The 14,880-nt window shown below is 73.1% G+C and carries 11 protein-coding genes, 4 tRNA genes and 1 other RNA gene; 10 read left to right on the top strand and 6 right to left on the bottom strand.

The window, feature by feature from the left end:
• Window positions 1-73 precede the first annotated feature (73 nt).
• The 8 genes from LMU33_RS32505 (at window position 74) to LMU33_RS32470 (ending at window position 4,964) form a co-directional block, all read left to right on the top strand.
• Window positions 74-391: a histone-like nucleoid-structuring protein Lsr2 gene (locus tag LMU33_RS32505; RefSeq protein ID WP_031164632.1), complete on the top strand. Its 318-nt coding sequence runs from the start codon at window positions 74-76 to the stop codon at window positions 389-391.
• A 205-nt stretch (window positions 392-596) separates the two neighbouring features.
• A tRNA-Gly gene (locus tag LMU33_RS32500) sits at window positions 597-668 on the top strand.
• An 82-nt stretch (window positions 669-750) separates the two neighbouring features.
• Window positions 751-823: transfer RNA gene (locus LMU33_RS32495), tRNA-Gly, on the top strand.
• 128 nt (window positions 824-951) lie between these two features.
• The gene (locus LMU33_RS32490) at window positions 952-1,890 is read left to right on the top strand and encodes an ABC transporter ATP-binding protein (RefSeq protein ID WP_228624361.1); all 939 of its coding nucleotides are present in this window, start codon (window positions 952-954) and stop codon (window positions 1,888-1,890) included.
• Window positions 1,891-2,138: 248 nt separating this feature from the next.
• Complete coding sequence (locus tag LMU33_RS32485; protein WP_372478090.1) at window positions 2,139-2,984, top strand: ABC transporter permease; 846 nt, start codon at window positions 2,139-2,141, stop codon at window positions 2,982-2,984.
• 28 nt (window positions 2,985-3,012) lie between these two features.
• Complete coding sequence (locus LMU33_RS32480) at window positions 3,013-4,257, top strand: sensor histidine kinase (RefSeq protein ID WP_228624360.1); 1,245 nt, start codon at window positions 3,013-3,015, stop codon at window positions 4,255-4,257.
• Complete coding sequence (locus tag LMU33_RS32475; RefSeq protein WP_228624359.1) at window positions 4,254-4,868, top strand: response regulator transcription factor; 615 nt, start codon at window positions 4,254-4,256, stop codon at window positions 4,866-4,868. The genes LMU33_RS32480 and LMU33_RS32475 overlap by 4 nt, the downstream gene beginning before the upstream one ends.
• Before the next feature lie 23 nt (window positions 4,869-4,891).
• Window positions 4,892-4,964 (top strand) — tRNA-Gly (locus tag LMU33_RS32470).
• Between the two features lie 46 nt (window positions 4,965-5,010).
• Here the strand turns inward: LMU33_RS32470 and LMU33_RS32465 are convergent.
• The 6 genes from LMU33_RS32465 to ffs form a co-directional block, all read right to left on the bottom strand.
• Window positions 5,011-5,910, bottom strand: coding sequence for a phosphoribosylaminoimidazolesuccinocarboxamide synthase (locus LMU33_RS32465; RefSeq protein ID WP_228624358.1), 900 nt, complete (start codon window positions 5,908-5,910; stop codon window positions 5,011-5,013).
• Window positions 5,911-6,002: 92 nt separating this feature from the next.
• Window positions 6,003-7,484: a N,N-dimethylformamidase beta subunit family domain-containing protein gene (locus tag LMU33_RS32460; protein ID WP_228624357.1), complete on the bottom strand. Its 1,482-nt coding sequence runs from the start codon at window positions 7,482-7,484 to the stop codon at window positions 6,003-6,005.
• A gap of 236 nt (window positions 7,485-7,720) precedes the next feature.
• Window positions 7,721-9,730, bottom strand: coding sequence for a hypothetical protein (locus tag LMU33_RS32455; RefSeq protein WP_228624356.1), 2,010 nt, complete (start codon window positions 9,728-9,730; stop codon window positions 7,721-7,723).
• A 265-nt stretch (window positions 9,731-9,995) separates the two neighbouring features.
• Window positions 9,996-11,282: a phosphoribosylamine--glycine ligase gene (gene purD, locus LMU33_RS32450; protein WP_228624355.1), complete on the bottom strand. Its 1,287-nt coding sequence runs from the start codon at window positions 11,280-11,282 to the stop codon at window positions 9,996-9,998.
• 146 nt (window positions 11,283-11,428) lie between these two features.
• Window positions 11,429-13,879, bottom strand: a complete 2,451-nt coding sequence (locus LMU33_RS32445; protein ID WP_228624354.1) for a DNA polymerase III subunit gamma and tau — start codon at window positions 13,877-13,879, stop codon at window positions 11,429-11,431.
• Between the two features lie 71 nt (window positions 13,880-13,950).
• Window positions 13,951-14,045: signal recognition particle sRNA small type (gene ffs / locus LMU33_RS32440), an RNA gene on the bottom strand.
• A gap of 98 nt (window positions 14,046-14,143) precedes the next feature.
• Between ffs and LMU33_RS32435 the strand changes: the two genes are divergently transcribed.
• Together LMU33_RS32435 and LMU33_RS32430 are read left to right on the top strand one after the other, a co-directional pair.
• Window positions 14,144-14,231: transfer RNA gene (locus tag LMU33_RS32435), tRNA-Ser, on the top strand.
• 221 nt (window positions 14,232-14,452) lie between these two features.
• A complete protein-coding gene (locus tag LMU33_RS32430; protein ID WP_228624353.1) occupies window positions 14,453-14,674 on the top strand; it encodes a CarD family transcriptional regulator in 222 nt (73 codons plus the stop codon).
• Window positions 14,675-14,880: the final 206 nt, after the last annotated feature.

Genomic DNA, 14,880 nt, shown 5'->3' with positions numbered 1-14,880 from the left:
TGGCAATAGCCGATACTCGGCACGTCATCGCCGGTGAGCTGTATCGACGTGCCGCACGAAGGGACCGATATTCGTGGCGCAAAAGGTCGTGGTCACGCTCTTTGACGACATCGACGGCTCGGAAGCGGCGGAAACGATCGCCTTCGGACTCGACGGCAAGTCGTATGAGATCGACCTGAACGAAACCAACGCCAAGAAACTGCGCAAGGCGCTCGCGCCCTACGTCGAGGCCGGCCGCAAGCGGTCGCGCTCCGGCAAGGCGTACAAGCAGACGGAGGTCGCCCCCGACCCGGCGGCCGTCCGCGCCTGGGCCCAGGCCAACAAGATGGACGTTCCCGCCCGCGGACGCATCCCCAAGAAGGTCTACGAGGCGTTCAGCGCCGCGCAGTGAGGCGCGCCGGGAGCCGTTTTGAGCGGCCCGGCCGTACGAGCCCGCGAAGGGGCAGTCCTCAGGGTCCGTCAGCGGGCCCTGAGGGCCGCGCACTTGGGCATACCGGGCAGCAGGGGAAGCCGACTTGCGCGACCCCCCTGCTGATCAGCTAATGTCTGGGACACGCCGAGGGGCGAGGCCGAAAGGCCGAAACCCCGAGGAGCGTGCGGGTGTAGTTCAGTAGCAGAACATCCCCCTTCCAGGGGGAAGGCGCAGTGTGCGATTCCTGTCACCCGCTCCGGCACCGCTTGTCACGACCACTCTCGTGGATCAGGTAGGCTGGTGCTCGCACCGATCGGTGGGAGCCGGTCGGGAGCAGTGCGGACGTAGCTCAGTTGGTAGAGCGCAACCTTGCCAAGGTTGAGGTCGCGAGTTCGAGCCTCGTCGTCCGCTCGGGAATCAGACCCCGGTCCTTCTGGACCGGGGTCTTTTCGTTGTCCGCGATCCGCTCTGACATTTGTCATGCCGAGCGGTGACATCGCGCACTGCCGCACCGCTCCGGCCGCCGGGACGCTGGCGACATGGACAACGACGAACACGAACACGTGATTGAGGTCACCGACCTCAAGCGCGTCTACGGGGGCGGGTTCGAGGCCGTACGCGGAATCTCCTTCTCCGTGGCGCGCGGGGAGATCTACGCCCTGCTGGGGACCAACGGCGCGGGCAAGACCTCGACGGTCGAACTGCTGGAGGGACTGGCCGCACCCGCCGCGGGCCGGGTCCGGGTCCTCGGCCACGATCCGTACCGCGAACGCCGCGCCGTACGGCCGCGCACCGGTGTGATGCTCCAGGAAGGCGGTTTCCCGGCCGAGCTGACCGTCGCCGAGACCGCCCGGATGTGGGCGGGCTGCACGAGCGGGGCGCGGCCGGAGGCGGAGGCGCTGGAGCTGGTGGGGCTGAGCCGCAGGGCCGGCGTCCGGGTCAAACAGCTCTCCGGCGGCGAGCGGCGCCGACTCGACCTGGCGCTCGCCCTGCTCGGCGACCCCGAGGTGCTCTTCCTCGACGAGCCGACGACCGGGCTCGACGCGGAAGGCCGCCGGGACACCTGGGAGTTGGTGCGTCGGCTGCGGGACGCGGGTACGACCGTGCTGCTCACCACGCACTACCTGGAGGAGGCCGAGGGCCTCGCCGACCGGCTCGCCATCCTGCACGACGGCCGCATCGCCGTCTCCGGCACCCCGGCCGAGGTGACCGCCGGCCGGCCCTCCCGGATGTCCTTCGCCCTGCCCGACGGCTACTTCCTCGGCGACCTGCCACCGCTGGCCGAACTCGGCGTGTGCGGCCACGAGACCGAGGGGAGGGTCGTACGCCTGCGGACGACCCAACTGCAGCGCACCGCGACCGGCGTACTGACCTGGGCCGAGCGGTCCGGCGTCGAACTGGGCGGACTGGACGTGCGCTCGGCCTCGCTGGAGGAGGCGTTCCTGGGGATCGCGCGGGAGCGGGAGATGGCGGCGTGAACGGGGTCGGAGCAGGAGCGGGAGATGGCGGCGTGAACGGGGTCGGAGCAGGAACGGGAGGTGGCGGCGTGCGCGGGGTCGGTACGGGAGCCGGAGGTGGCGGCGTGCGCGGGGTCGGTGTGAGGGCGACGGGGCACGCGGTGCGGGGGGCCGGAACGGAGACGGGGGAACACGGGGTGAGCGGGGCCGGAGTGAGGACGGAGGGCCGTGACGCGAGCGGGGGCGGAGCGGGGCCCGGAGCCAAAGGTGTGCGCACAGCCGGGGCGGCAACCGGGGAACACCACGCGAGCACGCCCGGAGCGGGGGCACAGGGCCCTGGCGTGGGCGGGGTGCGGGTGGTCGGGCGGCGGTTGGGGGCGCTGGGGCGGGCGGAGCTCGCGCTGCTCGGCCGTAACCGCGGGGTCGTGTTCACCGCACTGGCCGTACCGCTGCTGCTGCCGTTCAGCGCGCGGCCGGCCATCGACCAGCTGGATCTGCGCAAGCAGGGGCTGACCATCGGCACCACCCTGCTGACGGCCGCGATCGGGTTCTCCTTCCTCTTCGCCGTGTACACCTCCCTGGTCAACGCCTACGTCGCCCGCCGCGAGGAACTCGTACTGAAGCGGCTGCGCACCGGCGAACTCTCCGACGCCGAGATCCTCACCGGCACCGCCCTGCCCGCCCTCGGCATCGGACTCGCCCAGGCACTGGTGCTGTGCGCCGGGTCCGCGGCCCTGCTGCACACCGGCGCGCCCAGGGCGCCGTATCTGATCCTGCCCGGGCTGCTGGCCGGTTACCTGGTCAGTGCCGCACTCGCCGCGCTCACCGCCTCCTTCACCAGGACCGTGGAGAGCGGCCAGGTCACCGCGCTGCCGCTGATGTTCCTGTCGATGGTCGGCTCCGGGATCACGTTCCCGACCGAGGTCATGCCCGAGAAGCTGGCCGCCGTCTGCGAACTGCTCCCGCTGTCCCCGGCGATCCGGCTCTTCCGCGGCGGCTGGACGGGCCAGTTGAGCACGGGAGAGGTGCTCGGCGCCCTCGCGACCGCGTTGGCCTGGCTCTTCCTCGCGGTGTTTGCTGTACGACGGCGGTTCCGGTGGGAGCCGCGGCGCTGAGGGGCGCTGAGGAACGGGGGACGCGCGGATGACGGCACGCATACGGCGCTGGCAGCAGCGGCACTGGGGGCGGCGCAGCAAGGCCGAGCGGGTCGAGCTGTTCAGCGTCCTCACCTGGTACTGCACGGTCTGGTTCGTCATGTGCTGCTGGCTGCTGCTGCCACTGCCCGGCGGCCTCGCCCACCGGCCCGCGGCATTGGTCCTCGGTGGCCTCCTCGGCCTCGTCGGGATGCTGCAGTGCGTGTTCTCGAACCGGCACACCCGCGCCGCTCTCGACCACTATCTGGGACGCGCCGCGCTGCCGGGCGGCGCCCAACGCACCCCGGCCGTCCTGCTGGGGCTGGCGCTGGCGCTGATCGTGGCACTGGCCGGACTGGACGCGGCGACCCCGGTGGCCGTCCGGTTCGCCATCGGTGGCTGCGTGCTGCCCTTCGCGCTGCTCTACAGTCTCACGGTCCCGGTGCGGGTGTTCCTGCGCCGGGCGGCGCTGCTCACGGTCCTGCTCACGGCAGCCGTCGGGTTCGCCGATCGCGACGCCGTCGGCCTGATGGTGACCGCCGCGATGACCGCCTTCCAGGTGGTCTTCGCGCTGCTCGCCGGCCGGTGCGGGGCCTGGACGCTGGCCGTGCTGTGGGAGGCGGAACGCGCCCGCGAGGTGGAGGCCCGGCTCGCCGTCGCCGAGGAGCGGCTGCGGTTCGGGCGGGATCTGCACGACGTGCTGGGGCGGAACCTGTCCGTGATCGCGCTCAAGAGCGAGTTGGCCGTCCAACTGGCCCGGCGGGGACGGCCGGAGGCCGTGGAGCAGATGATCGAGGTGCAGCGCGTCGCGCAGGAGTCCCAGCGGGAGGTACGGGCCGTCGTACGCGGCTACCGGGAGGCCGACCTCGGGGCCGAACTCGCGGGCGCCCAGGGCGTGTTGGCGGCAGCCGGGATCGACTGCGAGGTCCGCGCGGAGACGGCGGGGCTGCCCGCCGACGTGCAGTCCGCGCTGGGCTGGGTGGTGCGCGAGGCGACGACGAACGTGCTCCGGCACGGAAACGCGGGACGCTGCTCCCTGTCACTGCGGGTGCTGGAGGGATGTGTGGTGCTGACGGTGGAGAACGACGGGGTGGCCGGAACCCCCGACGGGGGTGGGGGTTCCGGACTCGCCGGGCTGCGGGAGCGGCTGGCCGTGCACGACGGGACGCTGGAGGCGGGCGCGGTCGGGCAGGACCGGTTCCGGCTGGTGGCCGAGGTGCCCCTGAGCAAGGAAGTGAGTGAAGTCACCTCATGAGCACTCCGGTACGGCTGTTGCTCGCCGACGACGAGCATCTGATCCGGGGCGCCCTGGCGGCGCTGCTGTCGCTGGAGGACGATCTGCTGGTCGTCGCGGAGGCGGCCAGCGGTCCCGAGGCGCTGGCGATGGCGCGGGCCCATGAACCCGATGTCGCCGTGCTCGATCTCCAGATGCCCGGCGCCGACGGTGTGAAGGTCGCCACATCCCTGCGCTCCGAACTGCCCTCGTGCCAGGTGCTCATCGTCACCGGACACGGCCGCCCCGGCCATCTGAAACGGGCGCTCGCGGCCGGTGTGCGCGGGTTCGTCCCGAAGACCGTCAGCGCCCAGCGGCTCGCCGAGATCATCCGCACCGTGCACGCGGGAAACCGCTACGTCGACCCGGAGTTGGCCGCCGACGCGATCTCCGCCGGGGACTCCCCGCTGACCGCGCGGGAGGCCGAGGTGCTGGAGCTGGCGGCCGACGGTGCGCCGGTCACGGAGATCGCCGAGCGGGCCGCGCTGTCGCCGGGGACCGTACGGAACTACCTCTCCTCGGCGGTCACGAAGCTCGGCGCCGAGAACCGCCATGCGGCAGTGCGTCTCGCACGGGAGCGAGGTTGGGTATAGTTGCTCTCGCGCCACGGCGCAACGCGGACGTAGCTCAGTTGGTAGAGCGCAACCTTGCCAAGGTTGAGGTCGCGAGTTCGAGCCTCGTCGTCCGCTCGGGAATCAGACCCCGGTCCTTCTGGACCGGGGTCTTTTCGTGCTGCTAGCTCCAGCTCAGGCCGGTGAGCCGCTCGTAGGCCTCCACGTACTTCTGCCGGGTCTGGCGGACGACCGCGTCCGGCAGGGCCGGCGGGGGCTGCTCGCTCTTCCTGTCCCAGCCGGACTCCGCGGAGGTCAGCCAGTCCCGCACGAACTGCTTGTCGTACGACGGCTGGGCACGGCCCGGCTGCCACTGGTCGGCCGGCCAGAAGCGGGAGGAGTCCGGGGTGAGGACCTCGTCCGCGAGGACCAGGCTGTCGCCGTCGAAGCCGAACTCGAACTTGGTGTCCGCCAGGATGATCCCCCGGTCGCGGGCGATGTCCCGGGCCCGCGAGTACACCGCGAGGGTCGCCTGGCGCAGCTGGGCGGCGGTGTCGGCGCCGACCTGGCGCGCGACCTCCTCGTAGGAGACGTTCTCGTCGTGCTCGCCGACCTCGGCCTTGGTGGCCGGGGTGAAGATCGGGGCGGGGAGTTCCGAGCCGTCGACGAGGCCTTCGGGGAGGGCGAGGCCGCAGACGGTCCGGGACTCGTCGTACTCGACCAGGCCGGAGCCTGTGAGGTAGCCGCGGGCCACGCACTCCACCGGGACCATCTTCAGGGACTTGCAGACCAGCGTGCGGCCCGCCCAGTCGGCGGGGGCGCCCTCGGGCACCTCGGTGCTGATCACGTGGTTGGGGGCCAGGTCGCGCAGCTGGTCGAACCACCACAGGGAGAGCTGGGTGAGGACACGGCCCTTGTCGGGGATCTCCGTGGGCAGCACCCAGTCGTAGGCGGACATGCGGTCGCTGGCGACCATCACGAGGTCGCCCGCCTCGTTCTGGTACAGCTCGCGCACCTTTCCGGTGTGCAGGTGCACCAGGCCCGGAACCTGAATCGGCTCGGGCTTTTCTACGAATCCGGACACGGTTCCTCCCCGTGGTTCTGTCCAAGTGCCTCGATTCTCCCTTATCGGGGGGATCGGTTTCGGCCAGGGGGTCGGGCTCGGTCCGTCGGCGGTCAGTCGCGTTTGCAGATGCGGTCCAGGAGGTTCGCCGTGGCGCGCTGGATGCGGGGGTCCACATGGCCGGGGCGGTCCAGGGCCGGGGACCAGGCGAAGGTGCCGGAGGCGAAGACCCAGGCGCCGGAGGGGGCGCGGTACAGGGAGGTCTCCTGGTGGCGCAGGACGCCGTCGCTGTCGGTGTACGGGGAGTGGGCGAGCAGGATGCGCTCCTCGTGCGCCGGCAGCGGGGTGCGCGGGAAGTACCGGTCGGCCTCGCCGGCGACCAGGCCCTCGATCTCGTCGCCGTCGTGCGCACCGGTCGCCTCCCACAGCCAGTGCTCGGCGTTGCGGACGACCAGGGGGTGCGGTTCGGGCACCCGGCCCGCGTACTGGATGCCGACCAGCTGCTGCTCGGGCCGGTCGATCTCCCGCCACAGCACCGGCTTGCCCGGCCCCTTGCGTTTGCGGCAGGTCAGCAGCCGGTCCGGCACACCGGACGGGGACGGGCCCAGCTCCACCTGCCAGTACATGGTGTTGGCGGAGAGGAAGACCAGCGAGGTGCCCCGGTCGCGGGCCTCCTCCACGGCCCGGCGCATCGGCACCGACCAGTACTCGTCGTGGCCGGGGAAGACCAGGCCCCGGTAGCGGCCGGGGTCGACGCGGCCGGCGTGCAGGTCACGGGCGTCGGCGTAGGCGAGGTCGTAGCCGTACCGCTCGGCCCAGCGGATGAAGTCGTAGGCGTGGCCGACGTGCAGGGGCAGGCCGGCGCCCGCGTAGGGGCGGTCGAAGGAGACCGTGGTCGCCGCGTCGGCCTCGCCGAGCAGCCGGCCCCTGTCGTCCCAGGCGTGGTAGAGGCTCGCGCCGGTGTGGCCGTCCTCCGGGTACAGGTTGTACGCCTGCCAGGTGATGTCCGGCAGCAGCAGGAGCAGGTCGGCGGGGTGGCCGTCGCGGACCGTGAAGGGCACGTGGGAGCGGTAGCCGTCGGCGGTGGTCAGGACGGCCACATAGGCGCCGATGGGCCAGTGGGCGGGCACCTGGAGGCGCCAGGACAGCCACCAGTGGTGGCAGGAGACCGTGCGGTCGGCGGCCAGCGGCGGGGGCTGGACGATGCCGGACAGGCGCGGGCTGGTGGTGATCTTCGCGGCGCCGTCGCCGCCGTAGTGGCCGATCCGGTAGATGTCGACGCCGAACTCCTGGGGCGGGTCGACCGTGATGTGGAAGTCGATCGCCTCGCCGGGCGAGACCGCGCCGGTCGCGGTGAAGCCCTTGATCTGGCGGCGCACGTCGTCGGCCGCGCGGGGCCCGGGCACGCGCGGGGCGGGACCGACCCCGGTGAGCGGCTGCGGGCCCGGGTCGACGTACCAGGGCACGACGTGACCGGTGTCGTCGAAGTAGGTCTCACTGCCGCGCAGCCAGGGCACCGGGCCCTGACCGAAGGGGTCCGTGACGGCGTGCGCGAGCGCTCCGGACTCCCAGCGGCGGATGTGGTCCGAGGCCATGACCGCTCCCCTCCCTCATGCCCCCCGTGTCGTCCTGTCTCGGTGGTGCTCGCGGTGCTCTCAGTGCTCGGTGGCCCGCGCAGTCCTCGGGCGTGCTGTCGTATGTCGCACGCTCTTGCCAGGTGCGTGGTCGCTCCCAGCACATCACATAACGCACGGGCTCGGTCACTAGTCGTTGCGAATTGACCTGAAGTGGAAGACAGAGCTCCCGTTTGACGAACCGTACGACTCGGCTCCTAGACGAGCCGTACGGGCTTCTCCGGGCGTATCCCCAAGGCGGCCAGCCAGTCCCGCAGCGGGCCCGGGTCTCCCTCCTCGATGAGGCTGAGAACCTTCGGCGTCAGGTCGGCGGCGCGCTCACCGCCCAGCAACAGGGAGGGGCCGTCCAGCCAGTCCAGGGCGGGGACCGCGCCGGCGGTGTCGACGGCCGCGCAGCACACCATCGCCGTGACGTGATCGGTGAGCAGGTCGCGGCCGGTGCGCGGAGGCTGCAGCGGGAAGAGCGGCAGGCCGCCGTCGTCCCACAGGGCGCTCTCCGGGGTCCGGCCGGTGGCGGTCGCACCGGACCTCGGCGCGGCAGCCTCCTCACGGGCCAGCTCGGCGCTCAGACCGGCGGCGAGGGCGGCGCTGCGTTCCGTGCCGGGGTCTTCGGCCGGGGGGCCCACCTCGGCTTCGCGGGTTTCCTGCGGCGCCTCAGCGGCCTGGGGCACGTCCGCCCCGGCTTCGCCTTCGGCGTCCGTGCTCCCATCCGCACCACCCGTGCGGCTTTCTTCGCCGGGTGCGGGTGGCCCCTGAGGGGCGTCCTCGCCGTCGGCGGCCTGCGGGGTGGGCGGGCCCGCGGGGTCGTGAACGGGCTCGGCGGCTTGGGGGGCCGGCGCCGGGGTGGGCGGGGACGGGAGGCCGTGCTCGTAGTCGGCCGGTGGACGGGTGTCCTTGGGGGACTTCCGTATCGCCGCGTCCGGGGCGGGTTCGGTGAGGTGGTCCAGGACGCGGGCCAGGGTGGGGCCGCCAGGGTCGGGGGCCGTGGGACCGGGGGCGGGGCGGACGCCGAGGGAGTCCAGGACGCGGTGCAGGCGGGCCGCGTCGGCGCGCCAGGTACGGTCCACGACCTCCTCCGGATACGCCTGCCAGTCCACCGGCGCCCAGTCCGGGCCGGACTCCGCGGGGCCGCCGTGGAAGAGGCGGGCGGCGAGGAGGGACGCCGCCTCGTCCACGGCGCCCGGCTCCTCCAGCAGGTCGCACGCCGGGCGCTCGCCGAGCCGGGAGGTGAAACCCTCGGCCAGCCGGTCGCGCCGGGACAGCTCGGTGAGCGCCGCCACCACGCCCGCGTCCAGCCGAGAGGGCCAGCGGCCCATGCGCCAGGCGGGCAGCGCGACCCTGGTCAGCAGCCGGTCCCAGCCGGCGTAGGCCAGGCCCACCTGCTCCTGGGCGACGATCCGCAGGCCGTAGTCGACGGCCTGGGCACGCTCGGCCGCCGCCGCGGCAACCCCGCGCTCCATCTGCGTCGCGTGCTCACGGCAGCCGCGCAGCAGCAGCCGGGCCACCCAGCCGAGGGCCGCGCACACACCGCGCGTCACCGGGCAGCGGCCGGGTGTCGAGGCCACGGCGACCGCCGCGTCCAGGCCGCGCACGAAGCGCCGGGCGGCAGCTATGTCGGGGTGCGCCGAGGGGCCCGTACCGGCGATGACCGGGGCGAGGACCGCGCGCAGCTCGCCGACCCGCATCCACCACAGGAACGGGGAGCCGATGACGAGCACCGGCGCGACGGGCGCGCGGCGGCGGCCCGGACCGGCCAGCTCGTCCTCGCCGGGCGCCAAGCGCTGGGGCGGGCCGTGGGCCGAGTGCGTGCGGTCCTCCAGCCAGCTGTCGCAGTCCGGGGTGAGCGCTATGGCCGAGGGCGCCGGCACGTCCAGCCGGTCGGCCAGGTCCCGCACCATCCGGTACAGGTCAGGGGCGGACTCCTCCGGGACGGGCACCGTCGGGCTGACGGCGGGGCGGGCCCGGGCCACGACCAGGGAGATACCGGTGGCGGCCAGCAGGACCAGCACGGCGAGCACACCCACGACCCAGCGGGCCAGGTCCCAGCCCCGGCCGACGAAGTGGCCGGTGGAGCCGCCGGTCAGCAGGATCACCGCGGCGGCCGCGGGCAGCAGGGCCACGGCCAGCGCCCGGCCCCGGACCCGCAGCACCGCGAGGGCCCGGGAGCGCGCGGCCTGCGCGCCCGCCTCCGCACCGATTCCGGTCACGTCCTGCCCTCACCCCCTCGCTGCCGATGCCGTGCTGTCCTGGTTGTGGTCACTCCCCCACTGTGGCACCCGCCACTGACATCGCAATGCCGGTGGGCCAAGTGCCGGAACGCTTGCGCGGCACCATAGTTGGGGCCCCGGCCCCCGTCAGCCATATGGATGATTGCTCACTCGATGGAATGGCTTTGGTCAGAGGTGGGCGACAGACAGCAAGGATCAGGCCCCGGATCGGAGATCCGGGGCCTGCGTCAGGAGGAAGTGCGGATCAGGCGGTCGGTGCCTGACCAGCCGGGGCCGCCTGCTCGGCCCGGGCCGCCTTCGCGGCGATGTCGGTGCGGTGCTGGGAGCCGTCCAGACGGATCCGGCCCACCGCCTGGTACGCCCGCTCGCGTGCCTCGGTCAGGTCCTTGCCGGTGGCGGTGACGGACAGCACCCGCCCGCCCGCGCTGACGACGGCGTCGCCGTCCCGCTTGGTCCCGGCGTGCAGCACGTACGCGTGCGGGGCGTCCTCGGCGGCCACCTCGTCCAGACCGGTGATCGGGTCGCCGGTGCGGGGGGTGGCGGGGTAGTTGTGCGAGGCGACGACGACCGTGACGGCCGCGTCCTCGCTCCAGCGCAGGGGCGGCAGGTCGGCGAGGTTGCCGGTGGCGGCGGCCGTCAGCAGGCCGGCCAGCGGGGTCTTCAGCCGGGCCAGCACGACCTGGGTCTCGGGGTCGCCGAAGCGGGCGTTGAACTCGATCACCCGGACACCGCGGCTGGTGATCGCCAGGCCCGCGTAGAGCAGGCCGGAGAAGGGGGTGCCGCGGCGGTGCAGCTCGTCCACGGTCGGCTGCAGCACCGACTCCAGCACCTCGTCGACCAGCTTCGGCTCGGCCCACGGCAGCGGCGAGTACGCGCCCATGCCGCCGGTGTTCGGGCCCTCGTCGCCGTCCAGGGCGCGCTTGAAGTCCTGGGCGGGCTGGAGCGGTACGACCGTCACGCCGTCGGTGATCGCGAAGAGGGACACCTCGGGGCCGTCGAGGAACTCCTCGATGACCACGCGCTCACAGGCGGCGGCGTGGGCCTTGGCGGCCTCCAGGTCGTCGGTGACGACCACGCCCTTGCCGGCGGCGAGCCCGTCGTCCTTGACGACGTAGGGGGCACCGAAGGCGTCGAGTGCCTCGGCGACCTCCTCGGCCGTCGTGCACACGTAGGAGCGGGCGGTCGGCACCCCGGCCGCCGCCATGACGTCCTTGGCGAAGGCCTTGGAGCCCTCCAGCTGCGCGGCCTCCTTGGACGGGCCGAACACCGCGATGCCCGCCGCGCGGACGGCGTCGGCCACACCGGCGACCAGCGGGGCCTCCGGGCCGACGACGACCAGGTCGGCACCGAGGCCGGCGGCCAGCTCGGCGACCGCCGTGCCGTCGAGCGCGTCGACCGCGTGCAGCTCGGCGACCTCGGCGATGCCGGCGTTGCCGGGGGCGCAGTGCAGCGCGGTGACGTCGGGGTCGAGGGACAGGGAGCGGCACAGGGCGTGTTCGCGGGCGCCGTTGCCGATGACGAGGACCTTCACGGGGGTCAGCCTAATGGCAAGGTTGCCGAAGGCCGGGGGGCGGGTTTGTTGGGGTTTCCTCCAAAGGGGCGCCGAGAGGGGTCGCCCGGGCGCCTGAGAACGCCCTCCCTGTTCGCCCTACTCGCCCCCGCGCGCCGCTGCTCGCCCTACTCGTTCGAGAACTCCTCCACCACTGTCGCCCCCAGCTCCCGCACGATCAGTTCGTGGCCGGAGAGGGCCGACTCGTCCAGGTCCGGGTCGTCGTCCTCGGGGATGTCGTCCTCGGGAGCGACCGGGGGCGGCTCGGGCGCGGCGGCGGGCCGGGGGGCGGGCGCGGCAGGTCCGGCTCCGGGGCCGGACGGCGGGGTTGCGGGTGCCTGCGGGGCGGGCTGGGGAGCAGCGGGGCGGGGTGCGGCCGGGGCGCCGTAGCCACCGCCACCGGCGGGAGCGCCGTAACCGCCGCCGGAGCCCGAGCCCCCAGCGGGCGGGGGTGCGGAGCCGCCGCCGGACGGGTCGACGACCGCCTCGATCTTCCACTGCACGTTGAACTGCTCGGCCAGCGCCGCGCGCAGTACGTCCTCGCTGCCGCTGCCGGCGAAGTTGTCACGGGCACCGGCGTTGACGAAGCCGAGCTGGAGGGTGGTGCCGTCGAAGCCGGTCACCTGCGCGTTCTGGCTGAGCAGGATCCAGGTGAAGCGGCGGCGGTTCTTGACTGCCTCCAGGATGTTCGGCCAGAGCATGCGGGGGTCGAGGCCACCGGCGGGGGCGGCCGCGGGCACTGCCGGAGCCGCGGGGGCTGCCGGGGTTGCCGGGGGCTGCTGCTGGGCCGGGGCACGGCCGGGGCCGGGGGCCTGTCCCTGGGGCGCGCCGCCCGCCGGTGCCGCTGCCGTGGGCCAGCCACCGGGGCGTCGGCCGCTTCCGGCGGCTGCGGCGGTGGGCCAGGCGCCGGGAGCGGCGGAGGCGGTGGCCGCGGTGGAAGGACCGGCCGGGGCGGGGGCACCAGGAGCGCCGGAGGGCGGCACCTGAGCCTGGGCGGCGGGGGCGGGAGCCGCCGGGGCGGGAGCCGCCGGGGCGGCCGGGGCGGCAGCCGCCGGCGTCGGTGCGGGGGGCGTCGGAACGGCGGGCTCCGTGGGCGCAGGATCCGTGGGCGCGGGGGCAGCCGGAGCCGGACCACCGACACCAGGGCCGCCGGAACCGGGACCACCGGAACCCGGACCGCCACCGGCGCCAGGACCACCGAGGCCCCCACCACCGGAACCCGGGCCACCGGCGCCCGGAACCCCGCCGGCGCCAGGACCACCGGCGCCCGGCCCGTTGGAGGCTCGTACGGCCGCGCGGGCCGCCGCCGGGCCGCCGCCGGGCGGTACGGAGGCGGCGGCAGGCGGCATGGGGGCGCCGCCGTGGGCCTCCGGCCCGGGGACGTAGCCCATGGCGGGCGCACCGGCGCCGCCCGAGAAGTGGACGCCGCGCTCGAGACGGTCGAGGCGGGCCATCACGGACCGCTCGTCCCCGTAGGCGGCCGGGAGCAGCACGCGCGCGCAGATCAGTTCCAGCTGGAGGCGGGGCGAGGTGGCGCCGCGCATCTCCGTCAGGCCCGTGTTGACGAGGTCGGCGGCGCGGCTCAGCTCGGCCGCGCCGAAGGTGGAAGCCTGGGCCTGCATGCGCTCCAGGACGTCGGCCGGGGCGTCGAAGAGCCCCTTCTCCGCGGCGTCCGGCACGGCGGCGAGGATCACCAGGTCCCGGAGCCGCTCCAGCAGGTCGGCGACGAAGCGGCGCGGGTCGTTGCCGCCCTCGATGACGCGGTCGACGACCTCGAAGGCGGCGGCACCGTCACCGGTGGCGAAGGCCTCGACGACGGAGTCGAGCAGGGAGCCGTCGGTGTAGCCCAGGAGGGAGGTGGCCATGGCATACGTCACACCTTCCTCGCCGGCACCGGCGAGGAGCTGGTCCATGACGGACATGGAGTCACGCACGGAACCCGCGCCGGCGCGCACGACGAGGGGCAGCACGCCCTCCTCGACCGGGATCTTCTCCTTCTGGCACACCTCGCCGAGGTAGTCCCGCAGAGTGCCGGGCGGGACGAGCCGGAAGGGGTAGTGATGGGTGCGCGACCGGATCGTACCGATGACCTTCTCGGGCTCGGTGGTCGCGAAGATGAACTTGAGGTGCTCCGGCGGCTCCTCGACGACCTTCAGCAGCGCGTTGAAGCCGGCCGACGTGACCATGTGGGCCTCGTCGATGATGTAGATCTTGTACCGGCTGCTCGCGGGGCCGAAGAACGCCTTCTCGCGCAGTTCACGGGCGTCGTCCACACCACCGTGAGAGGCCGCGTCGATCTCGATGACGTCGATCGAGCCGGGGCCGTTCCTGGCGAGGTCCTGGCACGACTGGCACTCGCCGCACGGTGTCGGAGTGGGACCTTGCTCACAGTTCAGACAGCGGGCGAGGATCCGCGCGCTGGTCGTCTTGCCACAGCCGCGCGGACCGCTGAACAGGTACGCGTGATTGACCCGGTTGTTCCGCAGCGCCTGCTGCAGCGGGTCGGTGACATGCTCCTGCCCGATGACCTCGGCAAAGGTCTCCGGGCGATAGCGGCGGTACAGCGCGAGAGACGACACGCATACGAGGTTATAGGCGCCCACTGACAACCGGTCCCGGCCGCGGACCCCGGCCCGCGGACCCCGGGAACGCAAGGGCCCCCCACGCACCCGCCAGAGCCGACCTACCCTTGCTGCCTTCCGGCCCTGGGGGAGTTCAGTCAGATAGCGCCGCGTGAGGGGCTGCGCCCAACAGTACCCGATCGCGGCCCGCGGGCTGCAACCGACGGGGGCCTGCGAGAACGGGTTCGCGAGCACTCCCCTCGGTCATGTAATGTTTCCGGCGGAGGATTCGCCTAGAGGCCTAGGGCGCACGCTTGGAAAGCGTGTTGGGGGCAACCCCTCACGAGTTCGAATCTCGTATCCTCCGCCAGCCCAGAGGGCCGGACCATGAAAGTGGTCCGGCCCTCTGGCGTAGGAGGCTCCGGTGACGGCCGGGATCAGGGGTCAGCACGGTCGGCGAAGGAGACCTGCGGTCCATTTTCGCCGCACCAGGTCTCGGAACCCCAGGTCAGCGACACGGAGCGGTCGTGCCCGTCTGGATCTGTGCCGACGGCCACAGCAAACGGGATACGCGTAGGCTCATACTGAGTCATGACAAAGCCTGCTGCGCCGAAGCGTCATCTGCCTACCAGCCCCTTCAAGGCCCCGGTCACACCGGCCCCCAAGCACTTCGCCGTGGGCGACCAGGTCACCCACGACATGTACGGCCTCGGCCGCGTGATCGGCATCGAGGCCGGAGTCGCGGCACTCGTGGACTTCGGCTCGACGCAAATGCGGATCCTGAGCCCGTACTCCAAGATGACCAAGCTGTAGGACCGCTGTGCCCGGTCACGGCACACCAGGCCCCTTCAGGGACCTGTACCGAAAGAGAGTCCCCTCATCGATCTGACGTCGCTGTTCTCCGCCCTGGAAGGGCAACCCCGCTCCTCCGCCGCGGCATCGCCGCCTCCGGCGAACAATCCCTTCCAGGCCCCTGACTTCGGGGAGGACGAGACCTTGCCGCTCGAGGACGCACAAGA

Source organism: Streptomyces barringtoniae, from assembly GCF_020819595.1.
GTDB lineage: Bacteria > Actinomycetota > Actinomycetes > Streptomycetales > Streptomycetaceae > Streptomyces > Streptomyces barringtoniae.
The sequence above is the reverse complement of the archived record's forward strand: the minus strand, read 5'-3'. Positions and strand labels throughout refer to the sequence as shown.

Bases quoted from the DNA above. Each gene is read 5' to 3' on its own strand.
- LMU33_RS32475 (WP_228624359.1), top strand. From the start codon at position 4,254: ATGAGCACTCCGGTACGGCTGTTGCTCGCCGACGACGAGCATCTGATC.
- LMU33_RS32480 (WP_228624360.1), top strand. From the start codon at position 3,013: ATGACGGCACGCATACGGCGCTGGCAGCAGCGGCACTGGGGGCGGCGC.
- LMU33_RS32490 (WP_228624361.1), top strand. From the start codon at position 952: ATGGACAACGACGAACACGAACACGTGATTGAGGTCACCGACCTCAAG.
- LMU33_RS32430 (WP_228624353.1), top strand. From the start codon at position 14,453: ATGACAAAGCCTGCTGCGCCGAAGCGTCATCTGCCTACCAGCCCCTTC.
- LMU33_RS32460 (WP_228624357.1), bottom strand. From the start codon at position 7,484: ATGGCCTCGGACCACATCCGCCGCTGGGAGTCCGGAGCGCTCGCGCAC.